This window comes from Celeribacter sp. (assembly GCF_048266405.1).
Taxonomy (GTDB): Bacteria; Pseudomonadota; Alphaproteobacteria; order Rhodobacterales; family Rhodobacteraceae; genus Celeribacter.
Window position 1 is genome coordinate 239,881 of the sequence record NZ_JBLWZO010000002.1, and the last position, 16,092, is coordinate 255,972.

Genomic DNA, 16,092 nt, shown 5'->3' on the forward strand with positions numbered 1-16,092 from the left:
CGTTCAAACTATCTTTGACATGACGGGCAAAAGAAGGTCGAACGCCCCGACTGAACCACGCGTGTTATTGCTGCTCTGCAACCCTCAGATTTGCAAGCCTCTCCCTCACGCCCATAGACACGAAAGCTGTGTTGGAAATATCCCAATTCGCCATCCGCCTGTCGAAAATCTTTTAGGGACGAACCACCTGACGCGATGGCTTCATTGAGAACTTCGCGAACAATCGGGACAAGAGAGGCAATCTGCGCCTCCGAAAGACACCCCGCTTTGCGTGTCGGGTCGATACCCGCGCGAAACAGAACTTCACACACATATATATTGCCCAAACCCGCAACGATATGTTGATCCAAGAGCGCCGCTTTCACAGGTGTATTTTTTCCCTCAAACGCAGCAACCAAATGCGCTTCGTTAAAGGTATTTCCAAGTGGCTCTGGGCCGAGCTTTGCTAGTAGCGGATGCGCCTGTGCCGTTGCCGTATCGATCAGATCCATCGCCCCGAAACGGCGGGGATCGTTAAATGTGATCCGTGCGCCGTTCTCCATATGAAACACAACATGGTCATGCTTTTGCAACGCAGGATGCGTGTGAACAAACTGCCCCAGCGGGTCACCAGACACGGTCATCCGCCCCGACATGCCCAAATGGATCAAAAGCGTCTCGCCGCGATCAAGGTCGGCCAAGATGTATTTAGATCGACGACGTAGCCGTTCGACACGCGCACCGGACAGGCGTTCTGCCATGCAGTCGGGAAAGGGCCAACGAAGATTAGGTCGGTTCACATCCGCTTGCAGGATAATCGACCCCGACATGGATGGCTCCAGACCGCGACGAACCGTCTCGACTTCGGGTAATTCAGGCATTTCGCTCCCCTTATGGTGGCGCTTGCGATTGTATCGTGCGTCGTGAAGCCTATAAGAAGGGTAAGTTTCAGAGAGGTTCAAGGGCGATGGCGCAAACGAGCGACAAGACCACCCATTTCGGCTTCAAAGACGTTGCCGAAGATCAGAAAGCCGGATTGGTCCACGGTGTCTTCACATCCGTGGCGTCAAAATACGACATCATGAACGATGTTATGTCCATGGGCATCCACCGTATCTGGAAAGATGCGATGATGGATTGGTTGGCTCCACGCCCCAACCAACGACTACTTGATGTGGCGGGCGGAACGGGTGACGTATCTTTTCGTTTCCTCAAACGCGCACCAGGGGCCACCTCTGTTGTTCTGGACATGACCGAATCCATGCTTGTCGAGGGCCGCAAACGCGCCGAGGCCGACCAGATGGCAAACAGCTTGTCGTGGGTGACAGGTGACGCAATGGCGCTGCCGTTCGAAGACAACCAGTTTGACGTCTACACGATTTCCTTTGGCATCCGGAATGTGACCCGCATCCAAGACGCGTTGGACGAAGCCTATCGCGTGCTCAAACCTGGTGGTCGCCTGATGGTTCTGGAATTTTCGCAATTGCCAAATCCCGCCATGCAAAAGGCCTACGATCTCTATTCGTTCAACGTCATTCCGCCGATGGGGAAATTGATCACAGGGGACCGTGACAGCTATCAATACCTCGTCGAGAGCATCCGGAAGTTCCCCGATCAGGAGACCTTTGCCTCCATGATCAAAACAGCAGGCTTTGAAAACGTGAAATACCGCAATCTCTCGATGGGTATCGCGGCACTTCACTCAGGGTGGAAAATCTAATGCGCGGCCCCCACAATATTTGGCGGCTCATTCGCACTGGCGCCACGATGGAGCGCACAGGTGCGATGAAAGTCGCAATGGACGCGATGGAGGCCCCACGCGCCTTTCGCATTCTTGCGCGCACTGTTGTCTGGCCGATCCAGTGGCTCGGGATCAAAGGCGATCCAGATCAGCCACCCGTCACCCGCGCCCTAACCGCCCTAGGACCCGCTTACATCAAATTCGGGCAGATTCTATCCACCCGCCCCGATGTTGTCGGCGCGGAACTGGCGCAGCAATTGCGCGTGCTGCAAGACGAAATGCCCCCATTTCCGCGCGACCGCGCGATCAAAACCGTTGAGGCCGAATTGGGCAAATCGATCTCGATGCTGTTCACCGAGTTTTCCGAACCCGTAGCGGCCGCCTCCATTGCGCAGGTTCACAAAGCAAAATTGGCCCGTGACGGTCGCGATGTCGCTGTTAAAGTCTTGCGCCCTGGCGTCGAGCGCGCCTTTCGCAAAGATATTGATGCATTCTATTTCGCGGCATGGCTGATCGAACACCTGTCGCCCGCGTCGCGCCGCTTGCGCCCTCAAGATGTAATTGCCCATTTCGAAGGTGTCGTAAACGGTGAGCTGGACCTGCGCCTCGAAAGCGCGTCGGCGTCGGAATTTCGCGCCAACACCAAAAACGACGAAGGATTTTCTGTCCCTGCGGTTGATTGGGAGATGTCCTCGCGCCGCGTCATGACACTCGAATGGGTCGAAGGTATTGCCGCTTCCGACACGAAAAACATCGACGCCGCACAACATGACCGCGCGGCCCTTGGCCAACGTGTTTTGCAGATGTTCCTCAGCCATGCGTTGCGCGATGGCTTTTTCCATGCGGACATGCACCACGGCAACCTCAAGATCACGCCGAACGGGGATATTGTTGCGCTTGATTTCGGGATTATGGGCGCACTCGATGAATACACACGTCGCGTCTATGCCGAAATTTTGTTCGGGTTTATTCAACAGGATTACCGTCGGGTGGCAGAGGTCCATTTTGAGGCCGGCTACGTTCCCGCAGATCAAGATGTCGATGCATTTGCGCGCGCTCTGCGAGCTGTTGGCGATCCGATTTTCGGCATGGATGCCGACCACATTTCGATGGCTCGGCTGTTGTCCTACCTATTCGAAGTCACAGAGCGCTTCGGGATGGAAACACGCACTGAGCTGATTTTGCTGCAACGCACGATGGTCGTGGTTGAAGGCGTGGCTCGTTCGCTCGACCCCCACATCAACATTTGGGAAGTCGCAAAGCCCATCGTAGAAAACTACATTAAGGACAATGTCGGACCGAAAGCGCTCGCGCGTGATCTCGTGTCAACGGCTCGGGTTTTGTCTCGTTTCGGTCCACGCTTACCCAAACTGGCCGAAGCCCTGTTGACCGCGCAAAACAATCCAACGCCTGCCTCCAAACCACAATCGGCGGCAAAATCCGCGTTTTGGTTTGCTTTGGGTGGAGGCGTGACAGCGACTCTCGGCGCGTTAGTGGCGCTTACGTTCGGCTGAGTTCAATTTCAATACATGCGGCATATTCTGCTTCGCCATGGGCGGCCTTCCACGCACAATAGGCCGCCATCCGCCATGCCAGAAAGGGGCGGCATATCCGAAATCGTTCTACAGTAGCCGCATCAAGGTAAGAGTTAAGTGCGGACTCTTCTTCGGCTTTGGTCAGCGGCCCCGATCCGTAAATGAGATGCATCGCGGGCGACAAAGCCACATAAATGTCCTCCACCGCATCACCAATCGCGGGACATTGCCAATCGAGAAAACAAACGCCTGTTTGCGTTTTGATGACATTCGCAGGCACGGGATCGCCATGCAAAAACACAGGGGCAGTTTTGTCCAACGGGTGCAATATAGGTCGGTTTGCACGCACACGCGTTGCCACAACCATAGGCACAGTTTCAAGAAACTGATCACCCATCTCCAAAAAGCGATCTGTCCCCGAATCCAAAACTCGAAGCCCCGCAGGTGCGCCCTTTATGTGCAGTTCGTATAAGGCCTGCATAACGTCTGGCGTAGTTTGCGCAAAAGTCGTCCCCGCCACAAATTCATACGCTACGACTATATCATCCCCGACGCCGAATCGGTCAATGGGACGAGGGGCAAGGCCTGTTTCTGTCAGCGCTGACAGACAAGCCCATTCGTGGTCGGGATCATTCGGGAAAAGCGGATTGGCGCGATCAGCCCGATAGATTTTATAGACAACGGCGCGAGTTTTTGAGCGCCCGACCCATCCCGTATTTGTTCGCCCCCCCGACAAATAGTCCCACGTAATAGGCGCACCCAATAGGGTGCGCGCATGTTGATCTATGATCGAAGAAGGATGGTGAGAAATCGTCATGCCTGCGTGCGGGCTCCAAATTCGGGGCACCATAAGGCGGAGACAAGACGCTATGCAAGCAGCATGCGATTAGCGGGCTTCGCGCAAAGAGAGGACGTCGTCCGCGCTAATTTCTCCGCCGCCGTTTAGGATAAGGGTGATATCTCCCCCATCGCGTCGCGCCTCTGTCACTTCGGAATAGGTCAACGCGGCAGAACTCGACAGAAATGATCCGTTGGAATGGTTTTCAATCGCAAAGCTGTAGCGACCATTCGAGAAGGGATAGCCATCCTTATCCATCCCGCTCCATGTGATGTCCGTTTCTTTAGGATCAATTTCAACACGCTGCACTTCCGTCCCTTCGGAATTGCGTACGAGGAGGTAGGACGCATCCGCTGAACTATCTGGCGTCACCGACAGAGACACAGGATTACCGTCAAAGTAAGCGGGAGCCTCGCTTTTCACTTCCTTACCGACCCAACTTGCCGTTTGGGACATACCAATCACGCCGAGTTGCTCCGACAGCGCAGAGATCAATGTGTTGGTTTGGACTTGTTGTTCAACACTTGAGAACGTTGCCAGTTGAACCGCATAGTCGGTGGACTCAATCGGGTTCAACGGGTCTTGATTTTTCATTTGTGCGGTCAGCATTTTCAAGAACGTTTCGAAATCCGACGACAATGCACTCGCCGTTGTCGGCGGGGGTGTGGTCTTTGCTGCGGACGCTGTTGTCGCTGCAGTAGTTTGGGAAATCTCCGTCATATCAGCCCTCCTCAGAGTCTCATGTCGACACGGTCATTGCCATTCAATGACACGCGGTGTGGCTGGATGGACGCAGCAGCGGCGTCTTGATCATGTACCGCATGCTGCTCTGCATTTTTGGCGGAACCACTCGAAGACCCGCCCCCGGAATTGTCGGACGGGTCACCACGCCCTTCTTGTTGGAACTCAAAGGTACTGCCCTCGTAGCCCATAGCGGCGAAATCCTGTTGAAGCGTGTGGATATGACGACGCATCAAATCGGCTGTCTCCGCTCGTTCGGCCTGAACAACGACTGTCATCGCGCCAGTCTCCGACACATGGAATGTGAGCTTTACACGGCCCAACTCCTCTGGCGACAAGGTGATTTCAACAGGGCGATCAGGAAGCTGATGCGCAGCTTCGGCAATCTGTCCTGCGATATGTTGGGGCAAATCGGTTTTTTGTACCTGCGTCACAACAGATGCTTGTAGCGCCTCGCGTGCGACGGTGCTTGAAACGCCGTCCAACCGAAAATCCACAGCCTCGGACGCGTCGCGACTCAGGGGAACAGACTCGGCAGAGTCTTGCACCTGCGCGTAGCCCAGCATGGTTTGAGAAGTTGTCTTATCCGATGTGAGAGCGGACGTTTCCTTACGCGACGTAGCGGGTGTGTCTGCGACAAAGGCGGGAGGCGGTACGTCGCGACTGCGCTGATCATCGGGTTCCGCATTGCTTCTCGCCGTGGCGGCAGCCACTTCCTTGGGCGCAGCAACCGCGGCGATCTGTGGCGCGATTGGCGTCGAAGGAGGTGCATCCGTTACATCACCTGTCGCCGCACTTTGAACGAGTGTATCAGAAGTACCATTCTCCGGTTCAGTGGAAAGAGAATTTGGCGTTGAGGCTGACACTCGCATTGCAGCATGATTCGGGGCTGCAAACGAAACCGTCTCGCCACCAATTTGCGCGTTCTTCCCTGTCTCTTGACCCGCACTATCGCTTCCCATCGTAGTGGCTTGCACGATCTCAAGATCGACCTTGCGACCCGCAGAATGCCTTAATTCGCCACGTCCGAGCGCATCCTTTAGGCCTACATGTCCTTCCATATCTGTAGCAAAGGAATCAGCTGCCTCTACGGCAAGAGCGATCTGGCCCGAAGGCATCGAAGACTCTGTCGGAAGCGGCCCCTTCGTCATCAACGAGGGAGTATTTGGGACCTCCACATCCCCCGCTTCAATGTCATAACGAAGGGCGTTCAGCGTTTGTACCGCTTCTCCAATAAAACCACTAGTTGCCCCAACTCCACGCCCGTTTGCTGATAACGCCTCACCGTCTCCCAAGATTGAAACATCTGTGATTGCGCCATTACTCGGGGGCCTCCCCTCAGAGAATCCTTGGCGAAGCGTCACTTCCGCTTTCACCTCAGCCTTATCGTGAGCCTGCGAAGGCAGAAGCACAGATAAAGCGGCTTGATCCGTTAAATCGGATGTGTCGGGACCGTTCGCGCCTTGCGCACTGCCATAGATCACATCGCCAAATGATTTCTCATCCGACGAACCTTGTGACGGGACAGGCGTCTCTTCTTTGCGGCGCTCTTGGGTCGATTCCCCGGCGGGCGCACGCATCATTGTGGGGAACTGCATTTCTTGCATCCGTTTTTGATCACGTTTCCCCAACTATGTCCTAGCTTAGTTACTGCTTCTTTACCGTCATGGCGTATCCCTAAAAAAATTACGTAGAATTGGAGGCACCCGAAATGGATGTATCTGGCCCACTTTCAACACAGCCAAACACGCCCTCAAAAGAACAGGCTCGCATAGAACAGCTACGCGAGGCATCCGAAAAACTAGAGGCGGGATTTCTAGCTGAAATGCTCAAGGCTTCTGGCTTGGGCAAAACACCCGATACCTTTGGCGGTGGCACCGGCGAGGACCAATTCACATCCTTTCTTGTGCAGGCACACGCCGAAAAACTGGTCGAGGCAGGCGGCATTGGCTTGGCTGAACACATATTCCAAGCATTGGTGGAGAGAGAATAATGTCATTTTTCAACCGGTTCCGCGCGGCCAAAGTGATGGAATCCGTTTACGATCGTGAGTACGCGGCCATCCTCGAACAGGACTACGACGCCTTATTGCGCCTCACCCCGCGAAAGGAACAGGCCCTCACCGCGCTGGCTCAAGAAGACGTCACGCCAGATGAATTGGGCAACCTTAAAAAACTCGCGATCCGCAATCAAAGACTCCTCGAGGCAACGTCAAAAGGAATCAAATCCGTAACCGACCGCCTTACCGCATTAAAAGAGAATAAAACGGGTTTTCAAACCTATGGACCGAGAGGGAAAGTCGCCCAGATGGAACGCAAACCGTTAACCATAAAGAGAAATTCCTGAGGCTCTGCCCGATTTTTGCCTCAAATTGAGAACATCTTTTGGGGGCGGCTTAGGACACTCTTAGTCTTTAGCCCTCAAACCTCAGAAGGCACCCGAGGGGGTGGCACGGCAAGACGTAAAACGACTTCCCGTAACTGGTCAGAATGACAGTCATGAAACCACCGGATCGGTGGCAATTGAAACTTACGACGCAAAACGCGTCTACAGATCAAAGGAAAATGCTATGTCTAGCATTCTGACAAACAATGGCGCAATGGTTGCGCTTCAAACTCTCAAATCCATCAATAGCGACCTGTCCACAACACAAAGCCAGATTTCCACTGGTAAGTCCGTCGCTTCCGCGAAAGACAACGCCTCAGTCTGGGCCATTTCTAAAGTTATGGAATCGGATGTGAAAGGATTTCAAGCCATCTCAGACAGCCTTGCGCTCGGCCAATCCTCTGTCGCAGTCGCCGCAAACGCGGCTGAAACCGTGACCGACCTGCTGACCGACATCAAAGGGAAGATCGTTGCGGCTCAGGAATCCAACGTCGACCGCGAAAAGATCCAAACGGACATCGAAGCCCTGACCAGCCAGATCAAATCTGTTGTGGGCGCGGCTCAGTTCAATGGTCTCAACCTGGTCAAGGGCACAGAGGACGTCAACATCCTGTCCTCTCTCGACCGCGCCTCTGACGGATCCGTGACGGCATCCGATATCACTATCGCTCGCCAAGACCTAAGCGTCGACAAGGGGTCGTACAACGCGTCCGGCCAGGACCTGTCCGTAAACGCTGTTGTAGCCGACACTGCAACTGCCGTTGCCTCGGCCGGCAATACCGCGGTTGTGACCCTTACGGGCGACTGGGACGACGGAGACGCATCGACCATCACGATCGGCAATGTCGACGTCACTTACACCGCTGGCGCAGATGATCAGACCGCCACCAACGCAGCCGATTACTTCAAGGCACAAATCAATGCGCTTGGTCTTGACGGCGTGACCGCTGAGAACACCGCCGGCGAGCTCACCATCACTTCGACGAAGTCCTTCGAGGGCCTCGACATTGCTGTTGACCACTCGGGGGTTTCGGGCGGTGCCGGCGCGGGTGATATCACCGCTCTGAACGGAGCGACTGGCCTGACCGACTCATCGGGCACGATCGCGAACCGCGCCGAACAAATCGACTTCTCCACAAGTGCCCAAGTGAACGATGGCGACGGCTACAAGATCACGATTGGCTCCGACTCCTACAACTATGTTGCCGGCAAAAACGAAACCATGGAAGACGTGGCCAAAGGTCTGAAAACTGCGATCGACGCCGCGGGCATCGAAGGCGTGACGACCAAGGTTGTTCAGGACTCCACTTCGAGTCAATGGTCACTGAAAGTCGACAACGATGGCTCGGGCAGCACCTCTCTGAGCTTCGGCGCCGCGGGTAACGCTGGTGGTAGGGCTTCGGGTGGCCTCTTCGGCCTTGATACGCTCGACGTAACCACCAATGCGGGCGCAGATTCGGCGCTCTCCAACATTGAGACGCTGATCAACAACTCGATCGACGCAGCCGCTGAGTTTGGTTCTGCTCAGGGTCGTATCGAATCCCAATCCAACTTTATCTCGAACCTGACCGACTCGCTTAAATCCGGTATCGGCGCAATGGTCGACGCAGACATGGAAGAGGCATCCGCCCGCCTCCAGGCTCTGCAGGTGCAGCAGCAGTTGGGTGTGCAATCACTTTCGATTGCCAACCAGGCTCCGCAGACCATCCTGTCGCTCTTCCGCTAAGGGCAAACTCCCGGGCGTCGGAACTGACGCCCGAGCTCCACCGCGGAAAACCCGCGCTATAGAATTCATTGTCACCGGAAGGATCCGACGTGAACGCTTTGAACATGGCCCGAACGGCCTATACCAACACCGCCGCCCCAATCCGCACGCCACGCGGCACCGAGTACGCCGCCTTCGCGCGCATCTCGGCTCAATTAAAACGGACATCTGAAAACAAAAAGTCGGATTTCCCAAAATTTGTGACCGCATTGAATCACAACCGCCGTTTGTGGACATTGCTCGCATCAGATGTGGCCGATAACAACAATGCACTTCCAAAAGAATTGCGTGCCCAAATTTTCTACCTCGCCGAGTTTGTCATTCACCACACCGCGCAAGTCCTTGCCGGAAAGGCCGATGAAGAAGCTCTTCTCGACGTCAATCGCTCGATCATGCGCGGGCTTCAAGGTGAAGGAGGACAGCTATGAGCGGTCTTGTCTTAAAGCTTGGGCCCAAGGAACGGGTCCTTATCAACGGTGCAGTTATTGAAAATGGCGACCGCCGATCTCGCCTGTCAATTGTCACCCCGAATGCAAATATATTGCGACTGCGCGATGCCATTCATCCCGAAGAGGTAAATACGCCTGTCCGACGCATTTGCTACATCGCCCAACTGGTTTTGTCGGGTGACGCTGACGCGGCCGAGGCCAAGCACCAACTCTTTCGCGGGATAGAACAACTCAGTCAGGTTCTCACCGATGCAGACAGTCACAAGTTGCTAGATCTCGCAACGGAAGCCGTTCAGACAGATCAATTCTATCAGGCTCTCAAATCACTACGGAGCCTTCTTCCAAGAGAGGAACGGCTCTTGTCCGCGCAAAATTTGCAATGAGCTTTCAACCTATTGTCCCATTTGGAGGCTACTCCGGATGGACATTTCTCAACCGAACGAAAGAGGCTCAATTAGAGACTTTTCGAGACTCGTCGGACATCCAGAGAGACGTTGAATATTTCAAAGAAAACATCGGCAACGTCAAAACTGCCGAAGACCTCGTGTCAGACCACACATTGCGCAAGGTGGCTCTGGGCGCCTTTGATCTCGATGATGACATGGATAATATCTACTTCATCCAAAAAGTCCTCTCTGACGGCATTTTGGACGACGACGCGCTCGCCAACAAATTGACGGATACCCGATATTACGACATGGCGAAGGCCTTCGGATTTGACCTCAGTGTACCCAACACTGCTCTTAGTACCTTCGCCGATGACATCGCGACCAAATTCGAAGAACAACAATTTGAAATCGCAATCGGTGATCAGAACGCAAACATGCGTCTTGCAATGTCTTTGGACCGTGAACTGGCGGAACTCTCTGAAAAAACCACAAGCGATGACGGGCGGTGGTATTCTGTCATGGGCAACACCGCCCTGCGTAGCACCCTTGAAACCGCACTCGGCCTTCCAAGCTCATTGGGCAGTTTAGACCTTGATCAACAGCTCAAGGAATTCCGCGACAAAACGGAGCGCTATTTTGGCGACTCGGAAATATCGCAATTCTCTGATCCAGAGGCGCGTCAAGAAATGCTTCGCCTGTTTTTGGTGCGCGCAGAAATACAATCCACAAGCACGCAATATTCTTCTGCAGCCAATGCATTGAGCCTTTTATCTGGAGCCTATTGATCTGAGGATACAGCTTTTTCACTAAGGCAATGCGCCAACTGGGCAAAGCTTTCGGCTGTTCCATCCCGACCTGACGCCGCTAGAAACCTGTCTAATTCGGGCCAAATCGCGACGGCTTTATCGAGAAACTCGTCATTCCCCTTTGTGTATAGCCCGGCTTGGATCATCATTTCCGACCGCTCGTAAGTCCCCAAGTAGTTACGCGCTTCTCTTATCAGGACATTTTCCTCGTCTGATGCGGCTTCTGGCAGGGCACGGGAAACGGACCGCAGCAAATCAATTGCAGGGAACCGTCCCCGCTCCGCTATTTCACGGCTCAGCACCACATGCCCGTCCAAAACACCGCGCAAGATATCTGCGATCGGTTCGTCCATGTCAGAGCCCGCGACCAAAACCGTAAAGACCGCGGTGATGTCTCCCGCCGCTTCGGGCCCCGGCCCTGCGCGCTCACACAAGGAAGTAATCACATGCGAAGTAGAAGGAGGAAATCCACGCAGTGAACCCGCCTCCCCCGTAGCCAACGCAATCTCGCGATGAGCTTCGGCAAAGCGGGTCACGGAATCAGCCAGAAACAAAACCTGTTTCCCTTGGTCACGAAAGTATTCAGCCACGGCCATAGCTGTCCATGCACATCGACGGCGCACCAAAGGAGCCTGATCCGAAGTGGCGGCCACAATAACCGTGCGCTTCATCCCTTCTGGTCCAAGAACCCGCTCGATAAATTCACGCACTTCTCGTCCGCGCTCGCCGATCATAGCCATCACAACCACATCCGCCTGCAAACCCGTTGCCAGTTTCGCGAGAAGGGTCGACTTCCCGACACCCGAGCCTGCAAAAAGACCGATGCGTTGGCCGCGCACAATTGGCAGAAGCGTATTAAATACCGCCAAACCCGTTTCCAAACGCGGCCCTAACCCGCGCCGCTCGGTGGGACTTGGGGCGGAGGCCCGCAATGCGCGCGGGGTTGGGCCGCGCAATATTGGTTTCCCGTCGATCGCCTTACCGAACGGATCAACAACGCGACCAATCCAACTATCATCTGGAGCAATCTCGTTTTTACCCAAGTGCGTAACGGGATCGCCAAACGACAATCCATCCGCTCCGCCGTCAGCGAGAACTGTGATGGTACTCTTAAAAATCTGCAAAACTTCACCCCGACGGACCGTCTCACCATGACCAATCTCAACGAGATCACCAATGGCGGCGACGTCGGACAACCCCGTCACCGTAAGAACGCCACGCGCGGCCTCAACCACACTGCCCATAGAGTGCGTTGTTTTCACTGATGCGATCTCAGCTCTGAGCTGATCCAAACCGATCCCTTTCATCACGTCCTCCATGTTCTGAAACCCTTTCTAAAGGAATCACGGTTAAGCCTTGGTTGACACGAAGTCGTGGGAGAAGCCCCGATGTTTGAAAATCTGGATATTTTTCGCCTCACAAGCGGATTAGCTCGCCATTCCACAGCGCGCCAGGAATTGGTTGCAAAGAATGTGGCGAACGCAGACACGCCTGGGTACCGGGCGCGTGACACTCTGTCATTCTCGGAGGCCTTTCGCGCATCCGAAAATGGCACTCAACTGCGCGCAACACGCGCAGGGCATGTCACGAACACCGGTTCTAATTCTCCCCTTATTGAAACAATCGACTCGCCCGATCCGTCGTCGCCCAACGGCAACACGGTCGCGCTTGAAACGGAAATGATGAAGGCGGCAGAGACACGACATCAACATGAAATGGCACTCAGTGTCTACAAAAGTTCCATGTCGATTCTGCGCGCATCCATCGGAAAACGATGAGGACAGATAGATGGCAGACCTAACTCAAATACTCTCCCTCTCCGCATCGGGCATGAAGGCGCAAGCAAACAGGCTACGCCACGTTTCCGAAAACATCGCAAACGCAGACACGCCTGGCTACCACCGCAAAACCGTCTCTTTCGAGGCGGAGGTCAAAAACGGAACAAAGACTGGCGGCGTCGAAACAGGCCCCGTCGAATTAGATCGCACGACCCTCAGCCGCATTTTCGATCCAGGCCACCCAATGGCCGATGAACAAGGGTTCTATGACGGATCAAACGTCGACCTCATGTACGAAGTCGCCGACGCACGTGAAGCCCAACGCAGTTATGAGGCGAACCTCAAAATGTTCGATCAGGCACGTCAAATGTCGTCCTCCCTGCTCGAACTTCTGCGCCGTTAAACTCAAGGAAGGTAACCAGAATGGATATCCGCTCCACTATCGCCAACCAAGGATACGCTGCCACGAAACCGGCAACGTCCCCGAAAGCCGACCCGAATGCAGGTGCCCAAGGCGGCGCTCTGGTCGATGCAGGCAAATCCTTCGCCCAGACGTTGTCGCAAAGCGAAGAGATCGCAAAAGCCGCCCTCGTCGGTCAAGCCGACACGCAAGCGCTCGTCATGGCTTTGGCTCAATCCGAACTTGCCGTCGAAACCGTTGTGACGGTCCGCGACAAAGTCGTGGAAGCCTACCAAGAAATTCTTCGGATGCCGGTGTAAATCATGGATGAGATCATTTTCTACGACACGCTGCGCCAAGGACTTTGGATGGCTGTGATGATATCCACCCCGATCCTTTTGGTGGCGCTTGTCACGGGTGTGGGTGTTGGCCTCTTTCAGGCCCTCACAAGCATTCAGGAAATGACCCTGACCTTTGTACCCAAACTGGGCGCCATCCTCATCGTGTTCTGGATGTCGATGGGCTTCATGACCGAAAGCCTCATTTCGTTTTTCCAAAACCGCCTCATCCCGATGATAGGAGGCTTCTAATGGATAGCGCAGGTTACACCGTTCTCACCCGCCTTTCGGGCCTCAAAAACGAGCTTCAGGCTATTGCAAACAACGTGGCCAACGCATCGACCACAGGTTTTCGCAAAGAAGGTCTGATTTTCTCGGAATATATTTCTGCCCTCGAACCAGGCGAGCCATCTTTGTCGATGGCCAATGGCAATGTGCGCCTGACAAACGATGCACAGGGACCACTGACGCAAACGGGTGGAACCTTTGACCTCGCCATTGAGGGCGACGGTTTTTTCATGATCGAAACACCTCAGGGCGAGGCCCTAACCCGCGCTGGGGCTTTTACGCCAAACGATCAGGGCGAATTGACCACCCATGACGGCTATCGGTTGTTGGACAATGGCGGCGCGGCCATTTTTATCCCGCCGGACGCGACTTCGGTCGCCATCTCCGCCGATGGGACTGTCTCCGCGAACGGACTGCCACTTGCACAAGTCGGCCTTTATATGCCGACCGACCCAAGCACGCTCACGCGGCAGGATGGAGTGCGGTTTTACACGGAAGGCGGCATCGAGCCGTTCGAAGGCGCGGCAATCCTTCAGGGGTATGTCGAAAATTCCAACGTGAATCCGATCACAGAAATCACCCGCATGATCGAAGTTCAGCACGCCTACACGATGGGACAGAAATTCACCGAGCAAGAAGATGAGCGTATCCGCGGCGTCATCTCGACACTTGGCCGATAGAGGAGATCGACTATGAGAGCTCTAAAAATCGCAGCAACGGGAATGAGTGCGCAACAAATGCGCGTGGAAACCATTTCGCAAAACCTCGCGAACATGAACACCACAGGTTACAACGCTCGACGCGCCGAATTTGCCGATCTTCACTATCAACAATTGGCACGCCCCGGCACGATCAACGCCGCCGATGGCACAGTTTTGCCAACAGGGGTACAACTCGGCCTTGGCGTGCGCCCCTCATCTGTCACAGTGCAACTCGCCCAAGGGTCTTTATCGCAAACAAATGGCGATCTGGACGTTGCCATCGAAGGCAAAGGATACCTCGAACTCACGCTGCCTTCTGGCCAATCCGCCTATACGCGTGACGGGGCACTCAAACGCTCTGCTGATGGTCTTATCGTAACGTCAGAGGGCTACGGTGTCGTTCCAGACATCACTATTCCTGATGATGCACGGTCGATTTCAATTAACGGCGAAGGCGAGGTCTATGCCTACTTCAATGACCGCGTAGAGCCCGAACTTCTCGGACAATTCACCTTAGCTGACTTCACCAACTCCAAAGGTCTGGAAGCCATCGGTTCAAACATGTTCCTCGAAAGCCCCGCATCCGGACCCGCTATTGTCTCCATCCCCGGAACGGACGGGCTAGGCACACTTAGACAAGGCTACCTCGAAGACAGCTCTGTAGACGCCGTGCGCGAAGTGACCGAGTTGATCGAAGCCCAACGCGGATACGAGTTAAACGCCAAAGTCATCACAGCCGCAGACCAAATGCTATCTGCCACGAGTAATATACGATGATCCGTGTATGCCTCATCTCCATAGTCTTTGCGATGACCACACCAACCAATTCGCACGCCGACACCTTGGTCGCGGCACGCACCATCCGTGCTCAATCCATACTGACGGCGGCGGATTTGAAAGTTGTAGAAGGCGATATTGCAGGCACCTTGATTTCGGTCGACGAAGCCATCGGGCTCGAAACCCGAGGAATGCTCTACGCTGGACGGCCAATCCGTATGTCAGATGTCGGCCCTCCCGCTCTCATCGAGCGCAACTCAATCGTGCCTTTGTATTTCAAACAAGGCGCACTCACCATTTCAGCGGACGCACGATCACTTAGCCGAGCTGGCGTGGGCGATGCTGTGCGCGTCATGAACCTATCATCCAAAACTATCGTCACGGGAATCGTCGGGCCTAACGGCGGCGTTTATGTCGGACGTCTCACATCTCAATGAGGGAAACTATGAAACCAATCGCAGCACTTATGGCTCTCACGGCGCTTTGCTCATGCTCACCTTTAGAAGAGGTTGGTCGTTTGCCCGAATTCACGCCTGTTCGAGAATCCGCCGAAGCCTCGGCAATGCATTATCCTGGCCTTCCGAAAAACGTCGAGAAATCCAGCCCGACAGACGGGGCGTCTTTGTGGACGGCGTCGCGGCAATCTTTGCTGGGCGACCGTCGTGCTATCGAACGCGGCGACATTCTCACCGTTGTCATCGAAATTGATGAGAGCGCGGAGATTTCAAACAACACATCCCGTGGCCGATCAGGGTCGGAAAGCATGGGAGTTGATGGTTTGTTTGGCATTCCCGAACGGATCGACAGTGCCCTCCCCGACGGAGCGTCAATGGCCAGTGCTGTAGGCACGTCGAGCACATCTTCCTCCTCTGGGTCTGGGTCCGTGCGCCGCAACGAAAAACTCCAGCTTATGGTTGCTGCTACAATTCTCGACGTGCTGCCTAACGGGGTCTTGCATATTTCGGGCTCTCAGGAAGTCCGCGTTAATTTTGAAATTCGCGAACTTCTTGTCGAAGGCTATGTCCGTCCCGAAGACATCTCCCGCAAAAATGAAATCACCTATGACAAAATCGCATCCGCCCGCATTTCCTACGGTGGACGCGGTCAGATTTCCCAAATGCAGCAACCTCGATACGGCCAACAAATTGCTGATATCCTTTTGCCGTTCTAGCGGAGACCGCC

The 16,092-nt window shown here is 54.6% G+C and carries 21 protein-coding genes; 16 read left to right on the top strand and 5 right to left on the bottom strand.

The window, feature by feature from the left end; genetic code table 11:
- Positions 1–8: 8 nt before the first annotated feature.
- A complete protein-coding gene (gene mutM, locus ACN0TS_RS05940; RefSeq protein ID WP_417258418.1) occupies positions 9–860 on the bottom strand; it encodes a bifunctional DNA-formamidopyrimidine glycosylase/DNA-(apurinic or apyrimidinic site) lyase in 852 nt (283 codons plus the stop codon).
- Between the two features lie 86 nt (positions 861–946).
- Between mutM and ubiE the strand changes: the two genes are divergently transcribed.
- Positions 947–1,699 (top strand): bifunctional demethylmenaquinone methyltransferase/2-methoxy-6-polyprenyl-1,4-benzoquinol methylase UbiE, encoded by a 753-nt coding sequence (gene ubiE, locus ACN0TS_RS05945; RefSeq protein ID WP_417258419.1) that lies wholly within the window; start codon positions 947–949, stop codon positions 1,697–1,699.
- The gene (gene ubiB, locus ACN0TS_RS05950; protein ID WP_417258420.1) at positions 1,699–3,234 is read left to right on the top strand and encodes a 2-polyprenylphenol 6-hydroxylase; all 1,536 of its coding nucleotides are present in this window, start codon (positions 1,699–1,701) and stop codon (positions 3,232–3,234) included. Before ubiE ends, ubiB begins: the two co-directional genes overlap by 1 nt.
- Here the strand turns inward: ubiB and ACN0TS_RS05955 are convergent.
- The 3 genes from ACN0TS_RS05955 to ACN0TS_RS05965 form a co-directional block, all read right to left on the bottom strand.
- On the bottom strand, positions 3,221–4,072 hold the full coding sequence (locus ACN0TS_RS05955; protein WP_417258421.1) for a phosphotransferase: 852 nt from the start codon (positions 4,070–4,072) through the stop codon (positions 3,221–3,223). The genes ubiB and ACN0TS_RS05955 overlap by 14 nt on opposite strands.
- 69 nt (positions 4,073–4,141) lie before the next feature.
- The gene (locus tag ACN0TS_RS05960; protein ID WP_417258422.1) at positions 4,142–4,813 is read right to left on the bottom strand and encodes a flagellar hook capping FlgD N-terminal domain-containing protein; all 672 of its coding nucleotides are present in this window, start codon (positions 4,811–4,813) and stop codon (positions 4,142–4,144) included.
- 11 nt (positions 4,814–4,824) lie between these two features.
- Positions 4,825–6,432: a flagellar hook-length control protein FliK gene (locus tag ACN0TS_RS05965; RefSeq protein ID WP_417258423.1), complete on the bottom strand. Its 1,608-nt coding sequence runs from the start codon at positions 6,430–6,432 to the stop codon at positions 4,825–4,827.
- A gap of 113 nt (positions 6,433–6,545) precedes the next feature.
- Here ACN0TS_RS05965 and ACN0TS_RS05970 point away from each other — a divergent pair, with 113 nt between their 5' ends.
- The 6 genes from ACN0TS_RS05970 (at position 6,546) to ACN0TS_RS05995 (ending at position 10,607) form a co-directional block, all read left to right on the top strand.
- Entirely contained in the window at positions 6,546–6,827 is a 282-nt protein-coding gene (locus tag ACN0TS_RS05970) for a rod-binding protein (RefSeq protein WP_417258424.1), read from the top strand.
- On the top strand, positions 6,827–7,180 hold the full coding sequence (locus ACN0TS_RS05975) for a hypothetical protein (RefSeq protein WP_417258425.1): 354 nt from the start codon (positions 6,827–6,829) through the stop codon (positions 7,178–7,180). The genes ACN0TS_RS05970 and ACN0TS_RS05975 overlap by 1 nt, the downstream gene beginning before the upstream one ends.
- 223 nt (positions 7,181–7,403) lie before the next feature.
- Positions 7,404–8,945, top strand: a complete 1,542-nt coding sequence (locus ACN0TS_RS05980; protein WP_417258426.1) for a flagellin — start codon at positions 7,404–7,406, stop codon at positions 8,943–8,945.
- A gap of 89 nt (positions 8,946–9,034) precedes the next feature.
- Positions 9,035–9,412: a flagellar biosynthesis regulator FlaF gene (gene flaF / locus ACN0TS_RS05985; protein WP_417258427.1), complete on the top strand. Its 378-nt coding sequence runs from the start codon at positions 9,035–9,037 to the stop codon at positions 9,410–9,412.
- Positions 9,409–9,816 (top strand): flagellar biosynthesis repressor FlbT, encoded by a 408-nt coding sequence (flbT, locus tag ACN0TS_RS05990; RefSeq protein ID WP_417258428.1) that lies wholly within the window; start codon positions 9,409–9,411, stop codon positions 9,814–9,816. The genes flaF and flbT overlap by 4 nt, the downstream gene beginning before the upstream one ends.
- Positions 9,813–10,607, top strand: coding sequence for a DUF1217 domain-containing protein (locus ACN0TS_RS05995; RefSeq protein WP_417258429.1), 795 nt, complete (start codon positions 9,813–9,815; stop codon positions 10,605–10,607). The genes flbT and ACN0TS_RS05995 overlap by 4 nt, the downstream gene beginning before the upstream one ends.
- Here ACN0TS_RS05995 and ACN0TS_RS06000 read toward each other — a convergent pair.
- Positions 10,601–11,947, bottom strand: coding sequence for a FliI/YscN family ATPase (locus ACN0TS_RS06000; protein WP_417258430.1), 1,347 nt, complete (start codon positions 11,945–11,947; stop codon positions 10,601–10,603). The genes ACN0TS_RS05995 and ACN0TS_RS06000 overlap by 7 nt on opposite strands.
- 69 nt (positions 11,948–12,016) lie before the next feature.
- Here ACN0TS_RS06000 and ACN0TS_RS06005 point away from each other — a divergent pair, with 69 nt between their 5' ends.
- From ACN0TS_RS06005 to flgH, 8 genes are read left to right on the top strand one after another with little or no spacing between them, the layout of a single operon-like run.
- Positions 12,017–12,406, top strand: coding sequence for a FlgB family protein (locus ACN0TS_RS06005; protein ID WP_417258431.1), 390 nt, complete (start codon positions 12,017–12,019; stop codon positions 12,404–12,406).
- 10 nt (positions 12,407–12,416) lie between these two features.
- Positions 12,417–12,809, top strand: coding sequence for a flagellar basal body rod protein FlgC (gene flgC, locus ACN0TS_RS06010; RefSeq protein WP_417258432.1), 393 nt, complete (start codon positions 12,417–12,419; stop codon positions 12,807–12,809).
- Positions 12,810–12,829: 20 nt separating this feature from the next.
- A complete protein-coding gene (gene fliE / locus ACN0TS_RS06015) occupies positions 12,830–13,126 on the top strand; it encodes a flagellar hook-basal body complex protein FliE (RefSeq protein WP_417258433.1) in 297 nt (98 codons plus the stop codon).
- On the top strand, positions 13,127–13,396 hold the full coding sequence (locus ACN0TS_RS06020; RefSeq protein ID WP_417258735.1) for a flagellar biosynthetic protein FliQ: 270 nt from the start codon (positions 13,127–13,129) through the stop codon (positions 13,394–13,396).
- On the top strand, positions 13,396–14,112 hold the full coding sequence (locus ACN0TS_RS06025) for a flagellar hook-basal body complex protein (protein WP_417258434.1): 717 nt from the start codon (positions 13,396–13,398) through the stop codon (positions 14,110–14,112). Before ACN0TS_RS06020 ends, ACN0TS_RS06025 begins: the two co-directional genes overlap by 1 nt.
- A 12-nt stretch (positions 14,113–14,124) precedes the next feature.
- Positions 14,125–14,910 (top strand): flagellar basal-body rod protein FlgG, encoded by a 786-nt coding sequence (gene flgG / locus ACN0TS_RS06030; RefSeq protein ID WP_417258435.1) that lies wholly within the window; start codon positions 14,125–14,127, stop codon positions 14,908–14,910.
- Positions 14,907–15,347 (top strand): flagellar basal body P-ring formation chaperone FlgA, encoded by a 441-nt coding sequence (gene flgA / locus ACN0TS_RS06035; RefSeq protein WP_417258436.1) that lies wholly within the window; start codon positions 14,907–14,909, stop codon positions 15,345–15,347. The genes flgG and flgA overlap by 4 nt, the downstream gene beginning before the upstream one ends.
- Positions 15,348–15,355: 8 nt before the next feature.
- Positions 15,356–16,081 (top strand): flagellar basal body L-ring protein FlgH, encoded by a 726-nt coding sequence (gene flgH / locus ACN0TS_RS06040; protein ID WP_417258437.1) that lies wholly within the window; start codon positions 15,356–15,358, stop codon positions 16,079–16,081.
- The last annotated feature ends 11 nt before the right edge of the window (positions 16,082–16,092 follow it).